Source organism: Streptomyces sp. NPDC005576, assembly GCF_042871745.1.
In the GTDB taxonomy this organism is placed as follows: Bacteria; Actinomycetota; Actinomycetes; order Streptomycetales; family Streptomycetaceae; genus Streptomyces.
In genome coordinates, this window is record NZ_JBIAJC010000010.1 from 99,890 (window position 1) to 122,127 (window position 22,238).

Here is a 22,238-nt window from a genome sequence, read left to right on the forward strand (position 1 = left end):
CAGCGGCTCAGCGGCTCAGCGGCTCAACGCAGCTCGACCACGACCGACTCCAGTACGACGTCCTGAAGCGGCCGGTTCGTCCGCGGGTTCGCCGGGAGCGACGCGATCGCGTCCACGACCTTGCGGCCGGCGGCACCCGGAACCTCACCGAAGATCGTGTGCTTGCCCGTCAGCCACGCGGTGGGCGAAACGGTCAGGAAGAACTGCGAACCATTGGTGCCCGGTCCGGCATTGGCCATGGCCAGCAGATAGGGACGGGTGAACGCGAGGTCGGGATGGAACTCGTCCGGGAACTCGTATCCGGGCCCACCGGTGCCGTTCCCCAGCGGATCTCCGCCCTGGATCATGAAGTTCTCCAGGACCCGGTGGAAGACCGTTCCGTCGTAGAGCCGGCCGGCGGACCGGGTGCCCGTCGCCGGGTGGGTCCACTCACGGGCACCGGTGGCGAGGTCGACGAAGTTCCGGACGGTCCTGGGGGCGTGGTTCGACAGAAGCCGGATCTCGATGTCGCCCTGGCTCGTCCTCAGGGTGGCGTACAGCTGCTCGGCCACGGTCTGCCTTCCATCGATCCTCGGTCTGCGCGGTGAAACTCCCCGATCCTCGCACGGCGGGCTTCCCCTGCGGAGTGGCCGCGGAGGCCGCTTCTCCCCGTGCCCCGTCCGGGAGCTTCGCCGGGACACACCCCTGCGGGCAGGCGGCCGTGCGGCGCGCCCCCACCTGAACCGTGGCATCGTCGTCCACGCACTCCATGATTCGGATTCATCGCATGTGTCCCATGACCCGGATGCCCGTTCCGCATGCCGCGCAGAACCTCCGCAGGCATGATTTCGGCATGGGCGGACAGGCGGAGTACCTACCCGCCACCAAGGAGGAGGATCCCGTGACCCGCATTGACAGCGTGCGCGCCGCAACCGACTCGGCGAAGGAAAGCGCGCAGCACGCCGCGGAAGCGGTGGCGCCCTACGCCGACACAGCCAAGATCCAGGCCGCGCACTACGCCAACGAGGCTCGTGCGCGTCTCGCACCCAAGGTGTCGGCTGCGGCGCAGCAGGCCCGCGTGCAGTACGTCGCGCATGTCGCGCCGCGTATCGACCAGGCTCTGGCCCACGTCCCCCCGAAGGTCGACGACGTGGCCCGGGGCGCCGCCGTACGGACCCGCAAGGCGGCCAAGAACGCGGCCGAGTACACGATGCCCCGCTTCGAGTACGCGGTGGCGGCGGCCACCCCTGTCGCCGAGGAGGCCCAGGTACGCAGCGCAGCGGCTCTGGCCGCCCTGCGCGGACAGGTCACCGCCAAGGACATCAACCGGCTCGCCAGGAAGAACGCCCGCCGGGCGAAGACCGGTCGATTCGTCAAGGGATTCCTCGTCCTCTCGATGGCCGCCGGGGGCGCCTACGCCGCCTGGCGCTGGTGGGACCGGCAGGCCAACCCGGACTGGCTGGTGGAGCCGTCGGAGCCCACCGAGGTCGGGGACGCCCAGGCGCCCCTGCCCTCGGTCGACGGCACTGACCTGGACCCCGACGTCAGGGCGAAGCAGGCTGAGGCGGAGGCCGGTGGCCCGGAAGGGAAGAACGGCCCCGATCGGCTCTGAGCCGTACGCCCGAATCCTCCTCCGCGCCGTCCCGTGTTTCACGTGAAACGGCGCGCTCCCCCTCTCGCTCAGTGCTCCAGAGTCTCCGCCTCATCGAGGGGCGTCGGACGACCACAGCGTCGTCCGACGCCCCTCGGGCGTATCCGCCCGCGCCCCCCTCCGGTCTCCCCCCGCGCCCCCTCCGGTCTCCTCCCCGCGGCCCCCTCCGGTCTCCTCCCCGCGAGCCCTCCGGCCTCCTCCCCGCGAGCCCTCCCGGAGCGCGTCTCCGGCACGGCGGGCAGATGCCCCGACGCGCGGATGCGTGGCGTCGCAGACCATGATTCGCTGGCCGGGTGCCCTTCCGTTCCTCTCCGCACGCCTCCCCACCGGAATCCGATCCGGTCTCCCCTCCCCACGGGAGCGGGCTCTTCCGGCGGCAGCCTCAGTTGGACCGGGCGCTGGTGGTGATCCTCGGCCGGCCGCGCCGCCGGCTCGGCTGGCTGCTGCCCCTCGCGCTGCTCGTGGTCGTCTGCTTCGCCGACTGGAACACTTCCGGCGACTTCCGGGTGCTCTCGTGGCTCGTGGTGGTCCCGGTCGTGGCCGCCGCTCTCTGCCCGGTCGGCACCACCGCGCTCTTCGCGGTCGCCGCGGTGGTCGCCTACGCCGTGGTCGACCAGGCGTGGGAGCACGAGTTCCGCGCGGGCCTGCCCGACTTCATCCTCGTCTCCACGGGTGGGCTGCTCGCCGTCGCGGCAGCCTGGCTGCGCCGCCGGGGGGAGCGGCGCGCGCTCTCCGTCCAGAACGTCGCGGATACCACGCGGGCAACCGTGATCCGGCCGCTCCCGCCCAGCTGGGGCGGCTTGCTCCATGCGCACATCTACCTGCCCGCCGACGCGGAAGCCCGGCTCGGCGGCGACTTCTACGACATCCAGCCGAGCCCTTGGGGAACCCGGGCCCTCCTGGGTGACGTACAGGGCAAGGGCCTCGGCGCCGTCGCGGTGGCCGCCAACCTGCTGGGCACCTTCCGCGAGGCGGGGTTCCACCAACCGGACCTACGGGTGGTGGCCGAGCGCATGGAGATCAGGATGGAGCGCAACCGGCTGTACGAGCAGGCGATGGGCTACAAGGACGGCGACCGGTTCGCCACCGCCGTCCTGCTGGACTTTCCGCCGCCCGGTTCGGCCGACGGGTACATCGACGTCATCAACTTCGGCCATGATCCGCCCTTTGCGGTCAGCGCACGTGGGGTCCGCCGACTGGACGCCGACAGCAGCCGGCTCCCGCTCGGCCTCAGCGAGCTGGCCGCGGTGTCGGAGCGGTCCGCGGGGCCGTACCGGGTACCCGTCGCGGAGGACGAGACCCTGCTGCTCACCACGGACGGGGTGACCGAGGCCCGGGACCGGGCGGGCGATTTCTTCCCGCTGGCCGAGGCGCTGGAGGCGGCCGTGGCCGAGGACCCGCAGCTCGCCGATTCCCCGTACCGCCTGGTCAGGGCGGTACGGGACCGGATGCTGCGGCACGTCTACGGACGGCTCCATGACGACACCACGATCTTCGCCGTACGGATTGCGGCTCCTTCCGCGGAGTCCGTCCCGTCGGTGCTGTCCCTCACCCGGTGGACGGAGATCTCCCCGTCCACCACCGCCCTGCCCGGCCGCCAGGACTCCACCGAGCCGCCCGGCTGACACCCCCCTGCGGCAGCACCGCCGGAGACACCACCGCCGGAGACGGCACCGAGACCGGTGGCGCGCCGGAGCGCGCGGCACACCTCTCGGAGTGTCCCGGCATCTGGGTGTGCCCGAGCTCGCCCGCGTCTCCCCGGGGCCCCGGCACCGCACCGCAGTCCGCCGATGACGATCCTCGCCCGGATGCCGTGCGAGACGTGGGCGTAGCGGAAGCCGGGGACCATACGGAGCACCGCCGCGGGCCGGACGCTGCCCGAGCCCGGTCCGCCGCCTCCGCATGCGCCTCGGTGACGCGTTCGTCGTCGAGCAGCCGGGTCACGGCGTGGTCCCGCGGCCCTCCGGGGGAGTCCGCCGCGTTCGACGAGCCGCCCACGGGCCGGACGGCCCTCCGACCGGATGTGCCGGAAGGCGTCCTCGCGGGTCCCGTCGCGGCACGAGGGGGGAGGGAGGATGTCGGGGGCGCATGTCTCCGGCACACGGCACAGAGACGCCCGTGGACGGGGTGGGGGCAGGACCAGGCCGGGCGGGCCACGACCGCGTACGAGAAGCGAGAGCCTCCCGGCCGAGATGAGGAGTGCGACGAACTCCGCGCTCTGCGGTGGGTGCACCCCGAGGAAGACTCCGGCTGACCAGAGGGGACGCTAACGCAGCGTTCTTTCATCTCACTGTCGGCGGGTGTCAGCGCTGGATGCCGCGGCGGATACCGGCGGATACCGGCGGATACCGGCGGCGGCCACCGGGTGGTCCGGGCCTGAGCGCCGATGGCCGGTCTGAGGGACGGGATCGTCCGGAGCTGCGAGTGCCGGAGCTGCGAGTGCCGGAGACGCCGTGCTCCGGCCCGCTGCTGGAGCAGCCGCCTTGGTGGGGACCACCGATCGGGTCCTGCTCCTCCACGGCAGCGCCAGTGGACCGGACTCCGCGGAGGCAGGGTCCTGACCGGTGGTCGGAGCTTGGTGGCCGGAACCCGGTGGTGGGTGGTCGGAGCTCGGCGCTCGGTGCTCGGTGGCCCGTCCGGTTCGGCGGATGCATGCAGGGCCACAGGGCTCAGGAGAACCGCAGCAAGGCAACGCCCCCCTGTGCGGGACTCGCTCCATCGAGCCCCGCACAGGGGGGCGTTGGGGGCACCGCGTCCACACGTCCGCGTCAGCGCGTCATCACGATTCCGAGGGGGCCGTCGATGAGGCCGGTCCACTGGCTCGAAGGGGTCGAGGACGCGGAAGTTCGAGGGACCGGACGGCCCGCATCAGGGGCGAAGCCCTTCAGGTGGGCGGCGAGGGGCGCCTGCGGGTCACTGGGAAGTGGTGTGGGTGGGTCGCATCACCAGCACCACACGGCGCTCTGCGTCACTGACCGGGGCCTCGTACTCCAGACCGTACCGCTGGGCGAGGACGTCGAAGAAAGCGCCGTCGGTGTCCGGTTCGATGCGCTCGATCACGCCGCGCACCTCCAGATAGCGGTAGGGGTGGTCAGGGTCGTTCACCGAGATGGAGACCTGCGGGTCGGCTGCGACGTTCTTGTGCTTGCGGCGGTCGGTGCTCGTGGTGAAGCGCAGGAACTCGCCGTCCCATATCGCCCAGACCGGGTTGACGTGCGGGATTCCGCGCGGGCCCGTGGTGGCGAGGTGGACGAAGAGCGGACGTGTGAGCAGGTCGAGGTGGCTCTCAGGAATCGTCATGGTGTTGAACGTTATCAATCCTTTGACGATACTCAACCCCGTATGCTCAATACGTGACCATGCCCCCCGAGGATCGCCTCGGCCTCGACATCAAGCGCGCCGAACAGGAGCTCATCGCCGCCAAGAGCGCCGTGATGAAGACGGCCGGGCTGACGGTTCCGCAGTACGCGGCACTGCTGGGGCTGAACGGATCGCCCGGCATCTCCGCAGCCGCGCTGGCGCGGGCCTGTCTGGTGACCCCGCAGGCGATGAACGTAGTACTGAAGAACCTCCACGAGCGTGGCCTCGTCGCGCGCACCCCGCACCCCTGGCACCGCAACGTACTGGAGACGCAACTGACCCGGAAGGGGATCGAGGCGTTCGAGGCCGCCGATGTGCGCGCCGTGGAGATCGAGCGGCGCATCTCGGACCAGTTCAGCCCGGAGGAAAGGGAGTTGCTCCGGTCGCTGCTCGCACGGGCCGTTTCGGCAATCCGCGACGACGCCGTGTGACGCGCATCGACTCCACCCGGATGGCGCGCTCTCTCTTGACCTGCGAGAACGCTGCGAAAACGCCGGAGGACCGGGACAAGAGCCCCCTTTCGTCCCCCCCGCACCGGATCGCTCGGACCGAATCGCTCGCACCGGATCGCTCGCACCGGATCGCTCGCCCCGGCCATCCTCAACGACGGGGACGGGCCGCCCCGGCCGGGGCCGGGAGGGCTGCGGGAGAGCGAAGCGCGGCAGCGCGCCCCGGGACTCCCGGAGAACCGAGCCCCCGACTGCCGCTCGCCAGCACGGGAGACGGGGATGAAAAAGACCCCTCTGACTGCATTTCTGCGGGTCAAAGGGGTCTTACGGGGTGGAGCCTAGGAGATTCGAACTCCTGACATCTGCCTTGCAAAGGCAGCGCTCTACCAACTGAGCTAAGGCCCCGAACAACAAACGCCGCCGTCCACGATTCGTACGCGGGGCGCCCGTCGCAGACCAGAGTACCGGGTCCGGGCAGGTTTCCCACAAAGAGATGGGGACTCCCGGGGGACGACCACTCTCCGTAAGATGTCCGACTAGGTTCGCAGCAGCGAAGGGGAGGCGTGATGGACGCAGCGCAGCAAGAGGCCACCGCAAGAGCCAGGGAACTCCAGCGCAGTTGGTACGGGGAGCCGCTCGGCGCGCTCTTCCGCCGACTGATAGATGATCTTGGCCTGAACCAGGCCCGGCTCGCGGCCGTACTCGGGCTGTCCGCACCCATGCTCTCCCAGCTGATGAGCGGCCAGCGGGCCAAGATCGGCAACCCCGCGGTGGTCCAGCGCGTCCAGGCGCTCCAGGAACTCGCGGTCCAGGTCGCGGACGGCAGCGTCAGCGCGGGCGAGGCCACCGACCGGATGGACCAGGTCAAGAAGTCCCAAGGAGGATCGGTTCTGTCCAGCACCGGCCAGACCACGACCACCGGCGGAGCACCCACCGTCCGCCGTGTCGTCCGCGAGATCCAGTCGCTGCTGCGGTCGGTCTCGGCGGCCGGCGACATCATCGACGCGGCCGACTCCCTCGCCCCGACCCACCCCGAACTGGCAGAGTTCCTCCGGGTGTACGGCGCGGGCCGCACCGCGGACGCCGTCGCGCACTACGAGGGACACCAGAACTAGCGCCGCGACCGGCACAGCTCGCCGGGAGCGGCACAGCAGCGCCAGGCGCAGCCGCACACCGGTGCCAGGGGCTCACCCGATGTCCTGGCACCGGCACGCGTCCGGAGTTCCGGCACTCGGCACCATCCGGCACAGGACTGGGAGCGGACACAGCGCAATGGGTGAGGTATTCGCCGGCCGGTACGAACTGGTCGATCCGATCGGACGCGGCGGCGTGGGCGCCGTCTGGCGCGCGTGGGACCACCGGCGCCGCAGGTACGTCGCGGCCAAGGTGCTCCAGCAGAGCGACGCGCACACGCTCCTGCGCTTCGTGCGCGAGCAGGCGCTGCGCATCGAGCATCCCCATGTGCTCGCGCCCGCCAGCTGGGCGGCCGACGACGACAAGGTCCTGTTCACCATGGATCTGGTCAGCGGGGGTTCCCTGGCCCATGTCATCGGGGACTACGGGCCGTTGCCGCCCCGCTTCGTCTCTCTCCTGCTCGACCAGCTGCTCTCGGGGCTGTCGACCGTGCACGCCGAGGGCGTGGTCCACCGCGACATCAAACCCGCCAACATCCTCATGGAAGCGACCGGTTCGGGGCGCCCGCACCTCCGGCTGTCGGATTTCGGCATCTCGATGCGCAAGGGCGAACCCCGGCTGACCGAGACCAACTACGTGGTCGGCACCCCGGGTTACTTCGCTCCGGAACAGATGCTGGGCGCCGAGCCCGACTTCCCCGCCGACCTCTTCGCGGTGGGGCTCGTCGCGCTCTACCTCCTCCACGGCCGGAAGCCCGACTCGCGGGCGATCGTCGAGCACTTCGTCGCCCACGGCACCCCCGGCGCCCCACAGGGCGTACCCGAGCCCCTCTGGCAGGTGCTCGCCGGGCTGCTCCAACCCGACCCGCAGGCCCGTTTCCGTACCGCGAACGGGGCCCGCAAGGCGTTGGCCGCGGCTGTGGAGATGCTGCCGGAGGCTCCTGCCGACGAGGATCCCGTGGAGGTGTTCGATCAGATCGGGCCACTCCCGGACGGGTTCGGCCCGGACGGTCCGCTCAGCGGTCCGCTCAGCGGTCCGCCGACGGCCCTCCAGGCACCGCCGTACGCTGCGGGGAGTGCCGGACCCGGCCAACTCCCGCACCAGGAACCCGCGGCGGCCCACCAGCCCCCTGGGCAGCTTCCGGTGTCCATGCCGCCTCCGGTATCGATGTCGCCTCCGGTGTCCATGTCGGAGACCGGCAGCTTCCATCTGGCGCCCCCGCCGCCCCGGCACCCCGGCCCCGACCCGGCGCGGGCCCAGGCCCCTGCCCCGTCGCCGCCCCCCACCGGCACCGAGACCGCCCCGCTGCCCCACCGGCCCGCGCCGACACGCGGCTACACGGCTCCCCACGGCTATCCCGCGGGCCCGGCGGAAACAGCCCCCGCACCCACCGGCCTCCCGGCCCGTACGCCGCGTCCCGGGCCGTCCCGGAAGGTGGCGGTTCCGGTCCTGCTGGTCGCGCTGCTCTGCTTCGCCGTGGGCATCTGGGCCCTCATTCAGGCCTGACAGCGGGCGAGTTCACCGAGCGCCAGGCCACTACCGAGCTTGCGGCGGCTCTCCGTACGGCGAGGGCTGCCGGGCGGTCCCTCCGGAAGCCGCCGGCACCCCCGCTCCCTGCCCGCGCCGGGCCAGCAGCGTCCAGACGCCCAGGCCCAGCACCAGCACCGTCCCCGCGCCGATCCCGGCCACTCCGACCAGCCGCATGGTCGCGCTCCTCGCGGCCTCGGGTGCACTCCGGCCGCTGCGCGCCATGTCCCGGTCGTCGTCGCTGACTCCGAAGATCCCGGCCGCACCGGCGTACGGAGACCCCTGCGCCTCGTTCTTCACCTGGACGGTCAGGGTCAGCTTGATCGGCCCGGCGCCGTACTCCTCCGCGACCTTCGGGCTCAGCCCGACCGACACGTAGTACCAACCGGCGAAGCGCATGGCCGAGATGTTGGTCGCCGAGGCGTAGCGGTTGCTCCAGCCGACCGGGGGAAGCGGGTCGAGGGAGACGGAAGCGGGCCTTCCGGAGTACGAGAGGACGGCTCCCTCCACGTGCCCGCGCGCCGGGTTCGCCAGCGAGAGGGAGAGCGCGTTGCCGAGGAAAGTGGTCGAGGCGTTGTTGTTGCTCAGCTCGGCGGTGACGAAGAGCTGCTGCCCCCAGTCCACCGGAACCCGGTAGAAGAGGGTCTGACCGGGCGATACGGAGTCCTTCCACTCGCCCGGTTCCAGACCGGTCGCGTCGTAGAAGCCGGTGCCGCCGGACCGGGCGGCGCGGGGGGCCGACGTGGGCAGCGGGGCGGGCGGCTCGGAAGCGAACTCCGAGGGTGCCGTGGTGGGTTGGGAACCGGCTGCCTTCAGTGCGGGCTCGACGTCGTGGCGGATCTCCAGGTCCCACACCTCGGGGGAGGAGGTCTCCTTGCCCTTGCGCTCGATCAGGACGTCGTACGCCCCCGCCTCCTGGCAGTACGAATTCCCCTCCTTGACGGTGCGGACCGCGTACGCCGACATCGGGCGCGCGAACTCCGCCGAGCCGACGAAGGCGTCCTCCGCACCGCACTGCGTGTCGTTGCGGTCACGGATGGAGACGGTGATCCCGTCGCCGTAGGCGACTTCGCCCTCCGGAGTCCTGGGCACCACGACCGCCGAGACGTACGCGTTCGAGGTGGCGTCCAGGTTCACCCGGTAGTAGAGCTTCTCCCCGGGCCCGATCGAGCTGCGGTAGACCGAACCGGCGTCCAGCACCGGTGCGTCGGCGTTCGCCACCCTCCCGGTCACCCGCTTCGCGCCCGGATCGAAGGCGTACGGGGCCGGGTCGCGCGCGTACGCGGGCCCGGAGAGCGCCAGTACCGCACACACTGCGGCGACGGCCGCCGACGCCGCCCGGACGCCCCTGCCGATCTGCCTCTTCACGCGCTCCCCCTCGTCGTCCCGGCGACCGCCCCGCGCCCGGGTTGCCCCTGCACGGACCCCGCGCCGACGCCACCGGAGCGCCCGTCGCCACGGCGGTCGCGATGCGCGTCCATCCTGCCCCGGGGGCCCCTCCGCTGTCTGCGAGCACCGCGGATCGTTGCCGTTTCCGGGCAACGGGCCGGGCGGCGGGCCGGGCGGCGGAACCGGGCGACGGGCCACGGGCCGGAGAGCGGACCCGGGCAGCGGACCCGGGCAGCGGGCAGCGAGCAACTGAGGGGCCCCGGACAGCACGAAGCCCCGGCCGCCAGGCGGCCGGGGCTTCTCACAGACTGCGTCGTCTCACACGCCCGAACCTGCGGGCACGGAGTCGGTCGCCTCCGTCCACAGATCCTGCTCGGCGCGATCCGCCTGGATCTGGCGGTACACGAGGAGCCCGCCGATGGCGGCCAGTGCGACCAGGAGAAGCTTCTTCACCGCGCTACCTCGTCTTTCCTAGGTTCTAAGGGACTTCTGCCGCCCGACTATACACACCGGCCGATACCGATCGGTGACCTGCCCGGGACCCTGCCCAAGGCCCCGCATCGGGCGATCCCCGAGGCCGGCGGAACCCCCGGACCGCACCCGGACCACACCCGGGCCACACCCTCCGACGCCCCCCTCGGGAGGTCCCGGAGCGTTCCACCAGCCCGGTTGCACCATACGAGTGGTGTTCATCAGAAGATCGGCGCACCGGTGGCGTCGCTCCCAGAAATGCGCTTCCTCATCCACATCATCAGAAAGGTAAGCAAACCGGACCACCTGAAAGTGAGGGGCCATGAGCGCCTTCAAGGTCAAGAACCTCTGGACAGCCTTCATCACCGCCTTCTTCGCCCTCCTCGCCTCCCTCGGCCTCGCCGCGGCGAACGCCTCGGCCACGGAGCAGCAGCCGACGCACACGACCCAGGAGCACACGGGTGCGACCGCGGCAACCGCGACCACCCCGTCGGTCCGATGGACCCTTCCGCGTGACAGGGCGCTGCCACCCACGATGAAGCAGCGCATCCGCGCCGAGGCGCACGGCTCCTCACCCGCCACCAGGCACCTGCCCGCCGACACCGCGAACGCGCCCGGCACCGAAGCCGCCCGCACCAACTACGCGGCTACGGAAGGCGAGTCCCCGCTCCCCCCTCCCTGATGGCCCCGCACCACCACGGACTTCAGGCCCCCGGCCCGGTACCCACCGGCCGGGGGCCTTCTCGTGCGGCCGGCGGCCCCCACTCCCACCCCGGCCGCTCCCGCTGCCTCCCCCTTGGGCCCCGGGGGAGGCAGCGGGGTCACGGGCGCTTCAGCCCCCATGTCTGCAGCGCGAAGGGACGTCCCTTCTCCTCCCCCGTGATCAGAGGCACGTCGAGCAGTCCGAAGCCCGCCCTGGTCGCCACGGCGACGCTGGCCGCGTTCTCGGCCTCCAGTTCCAGGATCAGCCGCTCCGCGCCCAGCTCCCGGAAGGCGTACGCGGCCATCACCCGGACCGCCCGCACCGCCAGACCCTGGCGGCGGTGCGCCGGGCCGATCGCGTAGCCGATCTCCGCGCCCCCGGCAGCACGGCGCAGCATCACCTCGCCGAGCGGTGCGCCGCCGTCCACGGTGACGGCGAGCAGGATCGTGGTGCCGTCCGCCCGTATCCGCCGGGCCAGATCCAGCCGTGCGCGGGCTGCCGCCTCGTCGAAGGGGGAGACGATCGGAGTCCAGTACGCGATGTCGGGATGGTCGAACAACTCCGGCATCACAGCCACGTCCGCCTCCGTCCAGTCGCGGAGAACGAGTCCCTCCTCCGAGATCTCGATCCGCTCGGGAAGGGACGCAGGGGTACTGCTCATGGTGCGGGCCTCCTTGGCCTGTACGTGGGGCCGGTACGTGGCCTTTCATGCAGAAGGCCCCCCACCGTTTCCGGTGGGGGGCCTTCGTACTGGTGGGGCTAACAGGATTTGAACCTGTGGCCTCATCCTTATCAGGGATGCGCTCTAACCAACTGAGCTATAGCCCCGCCGCGCTGCTGCGCTGACTTCTGAAGATTAGCGCACGTCGGGGCCAGTCCCAAAATCGATAGCCCGCGGGTTACTCGTCCTCGGCCAGCGTGAGCTCCACGCCGCCCACGAATCCCGCCGACAGGTTGTAGATGAAGGCGCCCAGCGTCGCCAGCGCGGTGGCCAGCACCACGTCGATCACCGCGATGACCGACGTGAAGATGAGGACGCGCGGCAGCGAGAGGAACGACTGCAGGTCGAAACCGTTGCTCTCGTTGGAACCCGTCGCCTCGCTGATCGTGCCGCCCACGGTGGAGAAGACGCCCATGGCGTCCATCACCATCCACAGGACCGCGGCCGCGACCACGGTGCAGATGCCGAGCGCGATGGAGAGCAGGAAGCTCACCTTCATCACCGACCACGGGTCGGCCTTCGACACCCGCAGTCGTGCCTTACGGGTACGCGGAGTGGTCCGCGCCCCTGTCCGCGGCAGACGTACGCCTTGCCCACCGGTGGCCTGTCGGCCCCCAGCCGGCGACTCGTACGCCTGCGGCGGGTGGTACGGACCCGCCGTTCCCTGCGCGGGCTCCCGCTCCCCGGGCAGAGGCCCGTTCGCGTAGCCCTCGTACTGGGGCTGCGGGCCCCGAGTGTCCGTCACAGTGCCCCCTTGGGAGTCCGTGGCAGGGCCACGGGCACCGTTCGCTCCGTCTCCAGAAGCGGCCGAATCGGCGCCCGTGGCTCCACTCACGCTCTACTCCTCGTGCTCCCCGGTCGAGGGCTCCGTGCCCCCGACAGTGCCCTCGGCCAGAACTTCGGCCGATGCCTCGTCCGAACCGTCTTCGGCCTCCGAGGTCCCATCGACCTCTTCCGCCTCACGGCCCGCCTCGGCGTTGCGCGCGATGCCGACGACGGCATCCCGCTTGCCCAGATTGATCAGTTGGACGCCCATGGTGTCACGGCCCGTCTCCCTGACTTCATTGACTCGCGTACGAATCACACCACCGCCGAGGGTGATGGCGAGGATCTCGTCCGTCTCCTCCACCACCAGGGCCCCGACGAGCAACCCGCGGTCCTCCACGATCTTGGCGGCCTTGATGCCGAGGCCGCCACGACCCTGGACGCGGTACTCGTCGACGGGGGTGCGCTTCGCGTACCCGCCGTCGGTCGCGGTGAAGACGAACGTACCGGTCCGGACGACGTTCATCGAGAGCAGCTCGTCACCTTCACGGAAGCTCATCCCCTTGACGCCCGAGGTGGCGCGGCCCATCGGGCGGAGCGCGTCGTCCGTCGCGGTGAACCGGATCGACTGGGCCTTCCTGCTGATGAGCAGCAGGTCGTCCTCGGCCGACACCAGCTCCGCACCGATCAGCTCGTCGTCGCTGCCGGCCGCGGTCTCCCGCAGGTTGATCGCGATGACACCGCCGGAACGGGGCGAATCGTAGTCCTTGAGCGCCGTCTTCTTCACCAGGCCGCCCTTGGTGGCCAGGATCAGGTAGGGCGCCGCCTCGTAGTCGCGGATCGCGAGGATCTGGGCGATCCGCTCGTCCGGCTGGAAGGCCAGCAGGTTCGCCACGTGCTGACCGCGCGCGTCCCGGCCGGCGTCCGGGAGCTCGTACGCCTTGGCGCGGTAGACCCGGCCCTTGTTCGTGAAGAACAGCAGCCAGTGGTGGGTCGTGGAGACGAAGAAGTGGTCGACGATGTCGTCTTCCTTGAGCTTCGTGCCGCGTACGCCCTTGCCGCCGCGCTTCTGCGAGCGGTAGTCGTCCGTCTTCGTGCGCTTCACGTAGCCGCCACGGGAGATCGTGACGACGATGTCCTCTTCCTGGATCAGGTCCTCGATGGACATGTCACCGTCGAAGGGGATCAGCTTGGAACGCCGGTCGTCGCCGAACTTCTCGACGATCGCGGCCAGTTCCTCGCTGACGATCTGGCGCTGCCGCTCGGGCGAGGCCAGGATCGCGTTGTACTCGTTGATCTTCGCCTGGAGTTCGTCGTGCTCGGCGGTGATCTTCTGGTGCTCCAGCGCGGCCAGTCGGCGCAGCTGCATCTCCAGGATCGCGTTCGCCTGGAGCTCGTCGATCTCCAGGAGGCCCATCAGGCCCTCCCGCGCGACGTCCACGGTCTGGCTGCGCCGGATGAGGGCGATGACCTCGTCGATGGCGTTCAGGGCCTTCAGGAGGCCGCGCAGGATGTGCGCGCGCTCCTCCGCCTTGCGCAGCCGGAACTTCGTGCGCCGGACGATGACCTCGATCTGGTGTGTCACCCAGTGGCGGATGAACGCGTCGATCGAGAGGGTGCGCGGCACCCCGTCGACGAGCGCCAGCATGTTGGCGCCGAAGTTCGTCTGGAGTTCGGTGTGCTTGTAGAGGTTGTTCAGCACGACCTTGGCGACCGCGTCGCGCTTGAGCACGACGACCAGGCGCTGACCGGTGCGCGAGGAGGTCTCGTCGCGGACGTCCGCGATCCCGCCGATCTTGCCGTCCTTCACCAGGTCGGCGATCTTCTGCGCGAGGTTGTCCGGGTTGGTCTGGTACGGCAGCTCCGTGACGACCAGGCACTGCCGGTTCTGGATCTCCTCGACGGCGACGACCGCGCGCATCGTGATGGAGCCACGACCGGTGCGGTACGCCTCCTCGATGCCCTTGCGGCCCACGACCAGCGCGCCGGTCGGGAAGTCCGGACCCTTGATGCGTTCCAGCAGCGCGTCCAGGAGCTCCTCGTGCGAGGCCTCGGGGTGCTCCAGGTACCACTGGGCGCCGGCCGCGACCTCGCGGAGGTTGTGCGGCGGGATGTTGGTCGCCATACCGACCGCGATGCCCGCCGAACCGTTGATCAGCAGGTTCGGGAAGCGCGCCGGCAGAACCACCGGCTCCTGGTTGCGGCCGTCGTAGTTGTCCTTGAAGTCGACGGTCTCCTCGTCGATGTCCCGGACCATCTCCATCGACAACGGCATCATCTTGCACTCGGTGTACCGCATGGCCGCGGCCGGGTCGTTGCCCGGGGAACCGAAGTTGCCGTTGGAGTCCACCAGCGGCATGCGCATCGACCAGTGCTGCGCGAGCCGCACCAGGGCGTCGTAGATCGAGGAGTCGCCGTGCGGGTGGTACGTACCCATGACGTCACCGACGACGCGGGCACACTTGTAGAAGCCCTTCTCGGGGCGGTACCCGCCGTCGTACATCGCGTAAAGAACCCGGCGGTGGACGGGCTTGAGGCCGTCCCGCACGTCGGGGAGCGCACGCGAGACGATGACGGACATCGCGTAGTCGAGGTAGGAGCGCTGCATCTCCGTCTCGAGCCCCACGGGCTCGACACGCATGCCGACACCGGCCGCGGCAGGCTGTTCTTCCGGTGTCACAGGGGTGTTCTCGTCGGCCATTGCTGGTCAAAGTCCTTTCGAGCGGCGGCTTGCTTGTACGGCCGACTCAGATGTCGAGGAAGCGGACGTCCTTGGCATTGCGCTGGATGAACGAGCGCCGTGCTTCGACGTCCTCACCCATCAGCACGGAGAAGAGGTCGTCGGCCTGTGCCGCGTCGTCGAGGGTGACCTGGCCGAGCACCCGGTGGTCGACGTCCATCGTGGTGACGCGCAGCTCCTCGGCGTTCATCTCGCCGAGGCCCTTGAAGCGCTGGATCGAGTCTTCCCTGATCCGCTTGCCGTTCTGCTTGCCGAGCGCCACCAGGGCGTCCCGCTCGCGGTCCGAGTACGCGTACTCGAAGTCGTCCCGGCCCCACTTGATCTTGTAGAGCGGCGGGCGCGAGAGGTAGACGTGACCGGCCTCGACCAGCGGGCGCATGAAGCGGAAGAGGAACGTCAGCAGCAGGGTGTTGATGTGCTGACCGTCGACGTCGGCGTCCGCCATCAGAATGATCTTGTGATAGCGGAGCTTCTCGATGTCGAAGTCCTCGTGCACACCGGTACCGAACGCCGAGATCAGCGCCTGGACCTCGGTGTTCTGGAGGATCTTGTCGATCCGGGCCTTCTCGACGTTCAGGATCTTGCCGCGGATCGGCAGGATGGCCTGGTACATCGGGTTGCGGCCCGACTTCGCCGAACCGCCGGCGGAGTCACCCTCGACGATGAAGATCTCGCACTTCGTCGGGTCGTTCGACTGGCAGTCGCTCAGCTTGCCCGGCAGCGACGCGCTCTCCAGCAGACCCTTGCGGCGGGTCAGGTCACGCGCCTTGCGGGCCGCCACACGGGCGGTCGACGCGGCGATGCCCTTGCGGATGATGTCGGCCGCTTCGTTCGGGTTGCGGTCGAACCAGTCCGTGAGCTGCTCGTGGACGACCTTCTGCACGAAGGTCTTCGCCTCCGTGTTGCCCAGCTTGGTCTTCGTCTGGCCCTCGAACTGCGGCTCGCCCAGCTTCACCGAGATGATCGCGGTCAGACCCTCGCGGACGTCCTCGCCGGTGAGGTTGTCGTCCTTCTCGCGCAGCAGCTTCTTGTCGCGCGCGTACCGGTTGACCAGCGAGGTCAGCGCGGCGCGGAAGCCCTCTTCGTGGGTACCGCCCTCGTGCGTGTGGATCGTGTTCGCGAAGGAGTACACACCCTCGGTGTACTGCGTGTTCCACTGCATGGCGATCTCGGCCGAGAGGAGGCGCTCCTTGTCCTCGGCCTCGATGTCGATCACCGACTGGTGGATCAGGTCACCCTTGCGCGAGTTCAGGTACTTCACGAAGTCGACGATGCCGCCCTCGTAGTGGTACGTGACCGTGCGCGCCGGCGGCTCCTCGGCGGTCGCCGTGGCCTCGGCCTCGTCCGCACCCACGGTCGCCTTCGCCGACTCCCGCTCGTCGGTGAGCTTGAGCGTGAGGCCCTTGTTGAGGAACGCCATCTCCTGGAAGCGGCGCGCGAGGGTCTCGAAGGAGTACTCGGTGGTGTCGAAGATGTCACCGTCGGCCCAGAAGGTGACCGAGGTGCCGGTCTCCTCCGTGGCCTCGTGCTTCGCCAGGGGTGCGGTCGGCACGCCCAGCTTGTAGTCCTGGGTCCAGCGGTGGCCGTCCGTCCTGACCTCGACGGCGACACGGGTGGAGAGGGCGTTGACGACGGAGACGCCGACGCCGTGCAGACCGCCGGAGACGGCGTAACCGCCGCCGCCGAACTTGCCGCCCGCGTGCAGGACGGTCAGCACGACCTCGACGGCCGGCTTCCCTTCGGACGGCACGATGCCGACGGGGATGCCTCGCCCGTTGTCGATCACGCGGACCCCGCCGTCAGGGAGGATCGTGACGTCGATCGTGTCGGCGTGCCCGGCGAGAGCCTCGTCGACGGAGTTGTCGACGACCTCCTGCACGAGGTGGTGGAGCCCACGCTCACCGGTCGAACCGATGTACATGCCAGGTCGCTTGCGGACCGCGTCCAGTCCTTCGAGGACGGTGATCGCGCTGGCGTCGTACGAGGTGGTGACCTCGCCGTGTTCACCGACGGTGGACGGGTTGTTCTCGTTGGGGTTGCCGGAATCGGCCACGAAGCGCCCTTTCTGGCACAGCACAGGCCGTTCTCCGGCGGGCGGGAGCGGCTGCGTCGTTCGGCTGGTAATCGACGACACCCGCTCAGTAGCGGGATTGTTCGTCAGTCTACCGCTAGCGCCGACCCGAATGGGGGTTTGGAGGCACCTGAGTCCGCATGTGCCGCCCTGAACCGACGGCTGACGACTCCCCATATTCAGGACGGGGCCCTGAGAGGCTCACACGGGCATTGAGCGCTTCCGCCTGTCAAGCTCCCGCTACGGTGAGGGACACCCGCTCGGCCCCCGGAGGTTTCAACCACCACAGAACGGAACAAGCCGGACGCCCCCGGTCCGCCTGGGCCGGGCGGGCGGTACGGGTCCCCGGACAGTGCGAAGGGCCCGCCGAGAGCACGGCGGGCCCGGTCACTTCTCCTCGACGGACCGCCAAGGCCCAGCTCACGGCGGGTTTCCGACCGAGTGACCCGTCGGCGGACCGGGGGACGGTCAGCCGTAGGTGTCGCCGGGACCGGTCGATCCGGGCGCGCGCAGCGGACCGTACCGGCGCTGCGGGCCGCCGGGGCCCAGCACCTTGATCACGCGGACCGTACCCTGACCGAGATCGGCGTTGAGCCGCGCCACCAACTGGGGCGCGAGCAAACGCAGCTGCGTCGCCCAGGCGGTCGACGTGCACTGGACGGTCAGCACCCGGGCCTCGGGAGCCTCGTCGTACTTCAGGGGCACGCAGTGCTTGGCCAGGTCGGCGCCCACGATCTGCGGCCACCGCCCCATCACCCCGCCCACCGCGGCGGGCGTCTCCCAGCCGCGTTCGGTGATCAGCCGGTTGATCGCCGAGCCGAGCGCCAGCGGGTCCCGGCCGTCCGACCGCGCGCCGGAGCGCAGTCCGCCTCCGCGTCTGGCCTGCTTGCGCTGCTGTACGGCCGCACCCCGGGCCGCCGCCTGCTCCTTCGCCGCCCGCAGCGCCACCCGGGCCAGGTCCACCCCGGACGGCTCGGGCACCTTGCCGCCGGACGGCCCACCCTTGGCCACAGCGCCGGCCGCACCACCGGTCGCAGCGCCGTCGGGGGTTCCCTCCGCACGGTCTCCGGACGCACTCACAGCCGGGTCACCTCGCCTGCCGCCACCTCGTACCGGGCACCGGTGAGCACCCCCGGCACATCGTCGTCGACCGCGGCCGTCACCAGTACCTGCTCGGCCGGGGCCACCAGCTCCGCGAGGCGCTCGCGGCGCCGCGCGTCCAGCTCGGCGAAGACGTCGTCGAGCACCAGCACAGGTTCGTTCCCCTCGGCCCGCAGCAGCTCGTACGAGGCCAGCCGCAGCGCCAGCGCGTACGACCAGGACTCGCCGTGGCTCGCGTACCCCTTCGCGGGCATCCCGCGCAGGCCCAGCAGCAGATCGTCCCGGTGCGGCCCGACGAGGGTCACGCCCCGCTCGATCTCCTGCTTGCGTACGCCGGCGAGCGCGGCCAGCAGCTGCTCGTACAGCTCCTCACGGGTCCGCGCCGGGTTCTCGTCCACCGAGCCGCGGTACTCCAGGCCCACCGGGCCGCCGCCCGGGGCCACGTCGCCGTACGCCTTGTCGGTGAGCGGCTGGAGGACGGCGATCAGGGCGAGCCGGTGCGCCAGCAGCTCGGCGCCGACCTGGGCCAAGTGCTGGTCCCAGACGTCGAGCGTCGACATGTCCATGGAACGGCCGCCGTGGCGCCGGGCCATCGCGGCGGACTTCAGCAGGGTGTTGCGCTGCTTCAGCACGCGGTCGTAGTCGGAGCGGACACCGGCCATCCGGGGGGAGCGGGCGGTGACCAGCTCGTCCAGGAAGCGGCGCCGCTCACCCGGATCGCCCTTGACCAGGGCCAGATCCTCGGGGGCGAACAGCACGGTCCGCAGGATGCCCACCACGTCCCGGGGCCTGACCTGCGAGGACCGGTTGATCCGGGCACGGTTGGCGCGTCCTGGGTTGAGCTCCAGCTCGATCAGCTGGGAGCGCTCGCCCTGGGTCACCGAGGCCCGTACGACGGCCCGCTCGGCGCCCATCCGCACCAGCGGGGCGTCCGAGGAGACCCGGTGGCTGCCCAGGGTGGCGAGATAGCCGACCGCCTCGACGAGGTTGGTCTTGCCCTGGCCGTTGGCCCCCACGAACGCGGTGACGCCCGGGTCGAGAGGTACCTCGACCCGGGCGTACGAGCGGAAGTCGGCCAGCGAGAGATGCGTGACGTGCATGGTCGCGGGCCTTCCGTCCGTCCTGCTGTGCGTGCGTGCTAGTGCCGTGCCCGGCAAGCTTTGCCCCGTCGCGGTGGTCGGCACGCGCACTCGCGGCGTTGACCGGAAGCCCTGGTGGCTCCGCTACCAGGACTTCCGGCCGCCTGGCGATCGCACGCACCGACCACCGCTCCTCAGGGGGCAAACACTGCCGGGTGCGGCACTACTTCTTGTTCTCCACCGCGTGGCCACCGAACTGGTTGCGCAGCGCGGCGATCATCTTCATCTGCGGCGAGTCGTCCTGCCGCGAGGCGAAGCGCGCGAAGAGCGACGCGGTGATCGCGGGCAGCGGCACCGAGTTGTCGATCGCGGCCTCGACCGTCCAGCGGCCCTCGCCGGAGTCGGCGGCGTAGCCGCGGAGGCTGTCGAGGTGCTCGTCGTCGTCCAGGGCGTTGACCGCGAGGTCGAGCAGCCAGGAGCGGATGACGGTGCCTTCCTGCCAGGAGCGGAAGACCTCACGCACGTCGGTGACCGAGTCGACCTTCTCCAGGAGCTCCCAGCCCTCGGCGTAGGCCTGCATCATGGCGTACTCGATGCCGTTGTGGACCATCTTCGCGAAGTGGCCGGCGCCGACCTTGCCCGCGTGGACGGAACCGAACTCGCCCTCCGGCTTGAGCGCGTCGAAGATGGGCTGCACCTTCTCGACGTCCTCGGGCTTGCCGCCGTACATCAGGGCGTAGCCGTTCTCCAGGCCCCAGACACCGCCGGAGACGCCGCAGTCGACGAAACCGATGCCCTTGGCGCCCAGCTGGGCACCGTGCTTCTCGTCGTCGGTCCAGCGGCTGTTGCCGCCGTCGACGACGATGTCGCCGGGCTGCAGCAGCTCGGAGAGCTCGTCGATGGTGGACTGCGTGGCGGCGCCGGCCGGGACCATGACCCAGACGACCCGCGGGCCCTTCAGCTTGCCCACAAGCTCTTCGAGGCTGTGGACATCGGCGACGTCCGGGTTCCGGTCGTAACCGATGACGGTGTGGCCTGCGCGGCGGATGCGCTCGCGCATGTTGCCGCCCATCTTGCCGAGGCCGACGAGACCGAGCTCCATCAGAGATTCCTTAAACGTTGTGCCGATACGTTCCCGACTCCGAGCCTACGCCCGGCACCGGGACACGGAGCGGCGGGCAAGCTCAGCGCCGAGCCTGCCCGCCGGATCCTCTGTCATGGGTACGGGTACCTCGTGCCGGTCACGGCACGGGCGGCCGGTCAGCCGGAGAGGCGGACCGGCATGATCAGGTACTTGTACGCGTCGTTCGCCTCGGCGTCCACGGCCGGACGGCCGCTGAGCAGGGCGGGCTTCGTGGAGGTGGTGAAGGAGAGCTGGGCGACCGGGGAGTCGATGGCGCTCAGACCGTCCAGCAGGAAGGTCGGGTTGAAGGCGATCGAGATGTCGTCGCCCTCGAGCACCGCGTCGACCCGCTCCACAGCCTGTGCGTCGTCCGAGGAACCGGCTTCCAGGATGAGCACGCCCTGCTCGAAGCTGAGCCGCACCGGGGTGTTCCGCTCGGCGACGAGGGCCACACGCTTGACGGCCTCGACGAACGGGGCGGTCTCGATCACGGCGACGGAGTTGAACTCGGTCGGGAAGAGCGTGCGGTATTTCGGCAGATCGCCTTCGAGCAAACGGGTGGTCGTACGGCGGCCGGCCCCCTCGAAACCGATCAGACCCTCGCCCGCGCCGGCGCCGGAGAGCGCCAGGGTGACCGTGTCCCCGCTGGTGAGCGCCTTGGCGGTGTCCAGGAGCGTCTTGGCGGGCACCAGGGCCACCGCGGACGCCTCCGGGTCCTCCGGCTTCCACTGGAACTCGCGGACGGCGAAGCGGTAGCGGTCGGTCGAGGCCAGCGTGACGGTCTCGCCCTCGATCTCGATGCGGACGCCGGTGAGCACCGGGAGGGTGTCGTCACGGCCCGCGGCGATGGCGACCTGGGCGGCGGCCGAGGCGAACACCTCGCCCGGCACCGTGCCGGTCGCGGTCGGCATCTGCGGCAGCGCCGGGTACTCCTCCACAGGCAGTGTGTGGAGGGTGAAGCGCGACGAGCCGCAGAGCACCGTGGCGCGCACACCGTCGGTGGAGATCTCCACCGGGCGGTTGGGCAGGGCGCGGCAGATGTCGGCGAGCAGGCGGCCGGAGACCAGGACCGTGCCGTCCTCCTCGATCTCGGCGTCGACCGAGACCTTCGCGGAGACCTCGTAGTCGAAGCTGGAGAAGCTGAGGGCACCGTCCTCGGCCTTCAGCAGAAGGCCCGCGAGGACGGGCGCCGGCGGACGGGCCGGGAGGCTGCGGGCCACCCAGGCCACCGCCTCCGCGAGTACATCGCGCTCCACCCGGATCTTCACCGGAACCGCCTCCTGCTGTTGCTCGCTCGCCCTGCTGGCCTCGTCGTCGAATCGGGTCCGTCGGCCGGGGGGCCGGGGAGGACGCCGGGGTCCAGTCTGACGTACGGCGCCGACACTCGTTGCTGCTCGGGGTCAAGTCACCCGAGGCGGTCCGAAAGCTCGGCGGGCCAAGTTGTGCACAGCCCCCACTTCGAAGCTGATTCCTTGCTAACTCTGAGGGGTAGTAGTAGTAGGCCCTGTGGAAACAGTGGATAACGTCGTTTTCCCAGGTCAGAACCTATTTTTTGTCCACCGACCCTGTGGGTGCAGTCCGTGGATAACCAGGCACTTCTGTGGACACACGAAAGTTCTGCACACCCGATGCACAGGCCGGGGGTACTTCTCCCCAGGGCCGTCCCCAGCTTTACCCCGGTTCCCCACAGCCCAATCGACCACCTCGGTGTGACGCCTTTCACTCGTGGCAGTGAGGGGGGGTGTCGTGTTGCCGAACAGTGGACAGAGGTGTGGAGAAGAACGTTCCCCCTGGGGACAAGAGAGCCGATCCTGTGAGTTGGCGGTGGACAACCCAGCGACTCCCCTGTGGACAAATTTGTTATCCACAGGCTGTGGATCACGGTTGACCACAAATCCCCAGGCAGTTGACCTGGCCTGATGGAGTATCGACAGCGCACCCTGTGGATGCAATCTGGACAACTTCCCAGTCCCCA

Annotated in this window: 18 protein-coding genes and 2 tRNA genes; 6 read left to right on the forward strand and 14 right to left on the reverse strand. The window is 70.1% G+C overall.

The window, feature by feature from the left end; genetic code table 11:
• Positions 1 to 23 precede the first annotated feature (23 nt).
• Positions 24 to 551 (reverse strand): peptidylprolyl isomerase, encoded by a 528-nt coding sequence (locus ACFYPN_RS19270; RefSeq protein WP_358761652.1) that lies wholly within the window; start codon positions 549 to 551, stop codon positions 24 to 26.
• A 329-nt stretch (positions 552 to 880) separates the two neighbouring features.
• On the opposite strand from ACFYPN_RS19270, the gene ACFYPN_RS19275 reads away from it, so the two are divergent.
• Both ACFYPN_RS19275 and ACFYPN_RS19280 read left to right on the forward strand, forming a co-directional pair.
• The gene (locus ACFYPN_RS19275) at positions 881 to 1,591 is read left to right on the forward strand and encodes a DUF5324 family protein (protein WP_389299586.1); all 711 of its coding nucleotides are present in this window, start codon (positions 881 to 883) and stop codon (positions 1,589 to 1,591) included.
• A 332-nt stretch (positions 1,592 to 1,923) separates the two neighbouring features.
• The gene (locus ACFYPN_RS19280; RefSeq protein WP_389299588.1) at positions 1,924 to 3,255 is read left to right on the forward strand and encodes a PP2C family protein-serine/threonine phosphatase; all 1,332 of its coding nucleotides are present in this window, start codon (positions 1,924 to 1,926) and stop codon (positions 3,253 to 3,255) included.
• Positions 3,256 to 4,543: 1,288 nt separating this feature from the next.
• On the opposite strand, the gene ACFYPN_RS19285 is transcribed toward ACFYPN_RS19280, so the two are convergent.
• Complete coding sequence (locus ACFYPN_RS19285) at positions 4,544 to 4,930, reverse strand: PPOX class F420-dependent oxidoreductase (protein WP_358761658.1); 387 nt, start codon at positions 4,928 to 4,930, stop codon at positions 4,544 to 4,546.
• Positions 4,931 to 4,989: 59 nt separating this feature from the next.
• Here ACFYPN_RS19285 and ACFYPN_RS19290 point away from each other — a divergent pair, with 59 nt between their 5' ends.
• A complete protein-coding gene (locus tag ACFYPN_RS19290) occupies positions 4,990 to 5,421 on the forward strand; it encodes a MarR family transcriptional regulator (RefSeq protein WP_358761716.1) in 432 nt (143 codons plus the stop codon).
• Positions 5,422 to 5,771: 350 nt separating this feature from the next.
• On the opposite strand, the gene ACFYPN_RS19295 is transcribed toward ACFYPN_RS19290, so the two are convergent.
• Positions 5,772 to 5,844, reverse strand: a tRNA-Ala gene (locus ACFYPN_RS19295).
• A 161-nt stretch (positions 5,845 to 6,005) separates the two neighbouring features.
• On the opposite strand from ACFYPN_RS19295, the gene ACFYPN_RS19300 reads away from it, so the two are divergent.
• Complete coding sequence (locus tag ACFYPN_RS19300; protein ID WP_266706625.1) at positions 6,006 to 6,554, forward strand: DNA-binding protein; 549 nt, start codon at positions 6,006 to 6,008, stop codon at positions 6,552 to 6,554.
• Between the two features lie 157 nt (positions 6,555 to 6,711).
• Positions 6,712 to 8,079 (forward strand): protein kinase, encoded by a 1,368-nt coding sequence (locus ACFYPN_RS19305; RefSeq protein ID WP_358761660.1) that lies wholly within the window; start codon positions 6,712 to 6,714, stop codon positions 8,077 to 8,079.
• Positions 8,080 to 8,109: 30 nt separating this feature from the next.
• Here the strand turns inward: ACFYPN_RS19305 and ACFYPN_RS19310 are convergent, their stop codons facing one another.
• A complete protein-coding gene (locus ACFYPN_RS19310; RefSeq protein WP_389299591.1) occupies positions 8,110 to 9,468 on the reverse strand; it encodes a hypothetical protein in 1,359 nt (452 codons plus the stop codon).
• Between the two features lie 339 nt (positions 9,469 to 9,807).
• Positions 9,808 to 9,942 carry a DLW-39 family protein gene (locus ACFYPN_RS19315; RefSeq protein ID WP_003958712.1) on the reverse strand — a complete coding sequence of 45 codons (135 nt, stop codon included), beginning with the start codon at positions 9,940 to 9,942 and terminating at the stop codon, positions 9,808 to 9,810.
• Positions 9,943 to 10,282: 340 nt separating this feature from the next.
• Between ACFYPN_RS19315 and ACFYPN_RS19320 the strand changes: the two genes are divergently transcribed.
• Positions 10,283 to 10,642: a DUF6344 domain-containing protein gene (locus ACFYPN_RS19320; RefSeq protein WP_358761664.1), complete on the forward strand. Its 360-nt coding sequence runs from the start codon at positions 10,283 to 10,285 to the stop codon at positions 10,640 to 10,642.
• Between the two features lie 139 nt (positions 10,643 to 10,781).
• Here ACFYPN_RS19320 and ACFYPN_RS19325 read toward each other — a convergent pair whose 3' ends face one another.
• The 9 genes from ACFYPN_RS19325 to dnaN all read right to left on the reverse strand — a co-directional run bounded on the left by ACFYPN_RS19325 (position 10,782) and on the right by dnaN (position 21,531).
• A complete protein-coding gene (locus tag ACFYPN_RS19325) occupies positions 10,782 to 11,324 on the reverse strand; it encodes a GNAT family N-acetyltransferase (RefSeq protein WP_389299593.1) in 543 nt (180 codons plus the stop codon).
• 90 nt (positions 11,325 to 11,414) lie between these two features.
• A tRNA-Ile gene (locus ACFYPN_RS19330) sits at positions 11,415 to 11,491 on the reverse strand.
• Positions 11,492 to 11,562: 71 nt separating this feature from the next.
• Complete coding sequence (locus ACFYPN_RS19335; RefSeq protein ID WP_266706619.1) at positions 11,563 to 12,129, reverse strand: DUF3566 domain-containing protein; 567 nt, start codon at positions 12,127 to 12,129, stop codon at positions 11,563 to 11,565.
• Positions 12,130 to 12,222: 93 nt separating this feature from the next.
• Complete coding sequence (gene gyrA, locus ACFYPN_RS19340) at positions 12,223 to 14,850, reverse strand: DNA gyrase subunit A (protein ID WP_389299596.1); 2,628 nt, start codon at positions 14,848 to 14,850, stop codon at positions 12,223 to 12,225.
• Between the two features lie 46 nt (positions 14,851 to 14,896).
• A complete protein-coding gene (gene gyrB, locus ACFYPN_RS19345; protein ID WP_358761670.1) occupies positions 14,897 to 16,966 on the reverse strand; it encodes a DNA topoisomerase (ATP-hydrolyzing) subunit B in 2,070 nt (689 codons plus the stop codon).
• A gap of 462 nt (positions 16,967 to 17,428) precedes the next feature.
• Positions 17,429 to 17,971 (reverse strand): DUF721 domain-containing protein, encoded by a 543-nt coding sequence (locus ACFYPN_RS19350; RefSeq protein WP_389299857.1) that lies wholly within the window; start codon positions 17,969 to 17,971, stop codon positions 17,429 to 17,431.
• 65 nt (positions 17,972 to 18,036) lie between these two features.
• Positions 18,037 to 19,161: a DNA replication/repair protein RecF gene (gene recF, locus ACFYPN_RS19355; protein WP_358761672.1), complete on the reverse strand. Its 1,125-nt coding sequence runs from the start codon at positions 19,159 to 19,161 to the stop codon at positions 18,037 to 18,039.
• Between the two features lie 202 nt (positions 19,162 to 19,363).
• On the reverse strand, positions 19,364 to 20,242 hold the full coding sequence (gnd, locus tag ACFYPN_RS19360; RefSeq protein ID WP_358761674.1) for a phosphogluconate dehydrogenase (NAD(+)-dependent, decarboxylating): 879 nt from the start codon (positions 20,240 to 20,242) through the stop codon (positions 19,364 to 19,366).
• 158 nt (positions 20,243 to 20,400) lie between these two features.
• Complete coding sequence (dnaN, locus tag ACFYPN_RS19365) at positions 20,401 to 21,531, reverse strand: DNA polymerase III subunit beta (RefSeq protein WP_358761676.1); 1,131 nt, start codon at positions 21,529 to 21,531, stop codon at positions 20,401 to 20,403.
• Positions 21,532 to 22,238: the final 707 nt, after the last annotated feature.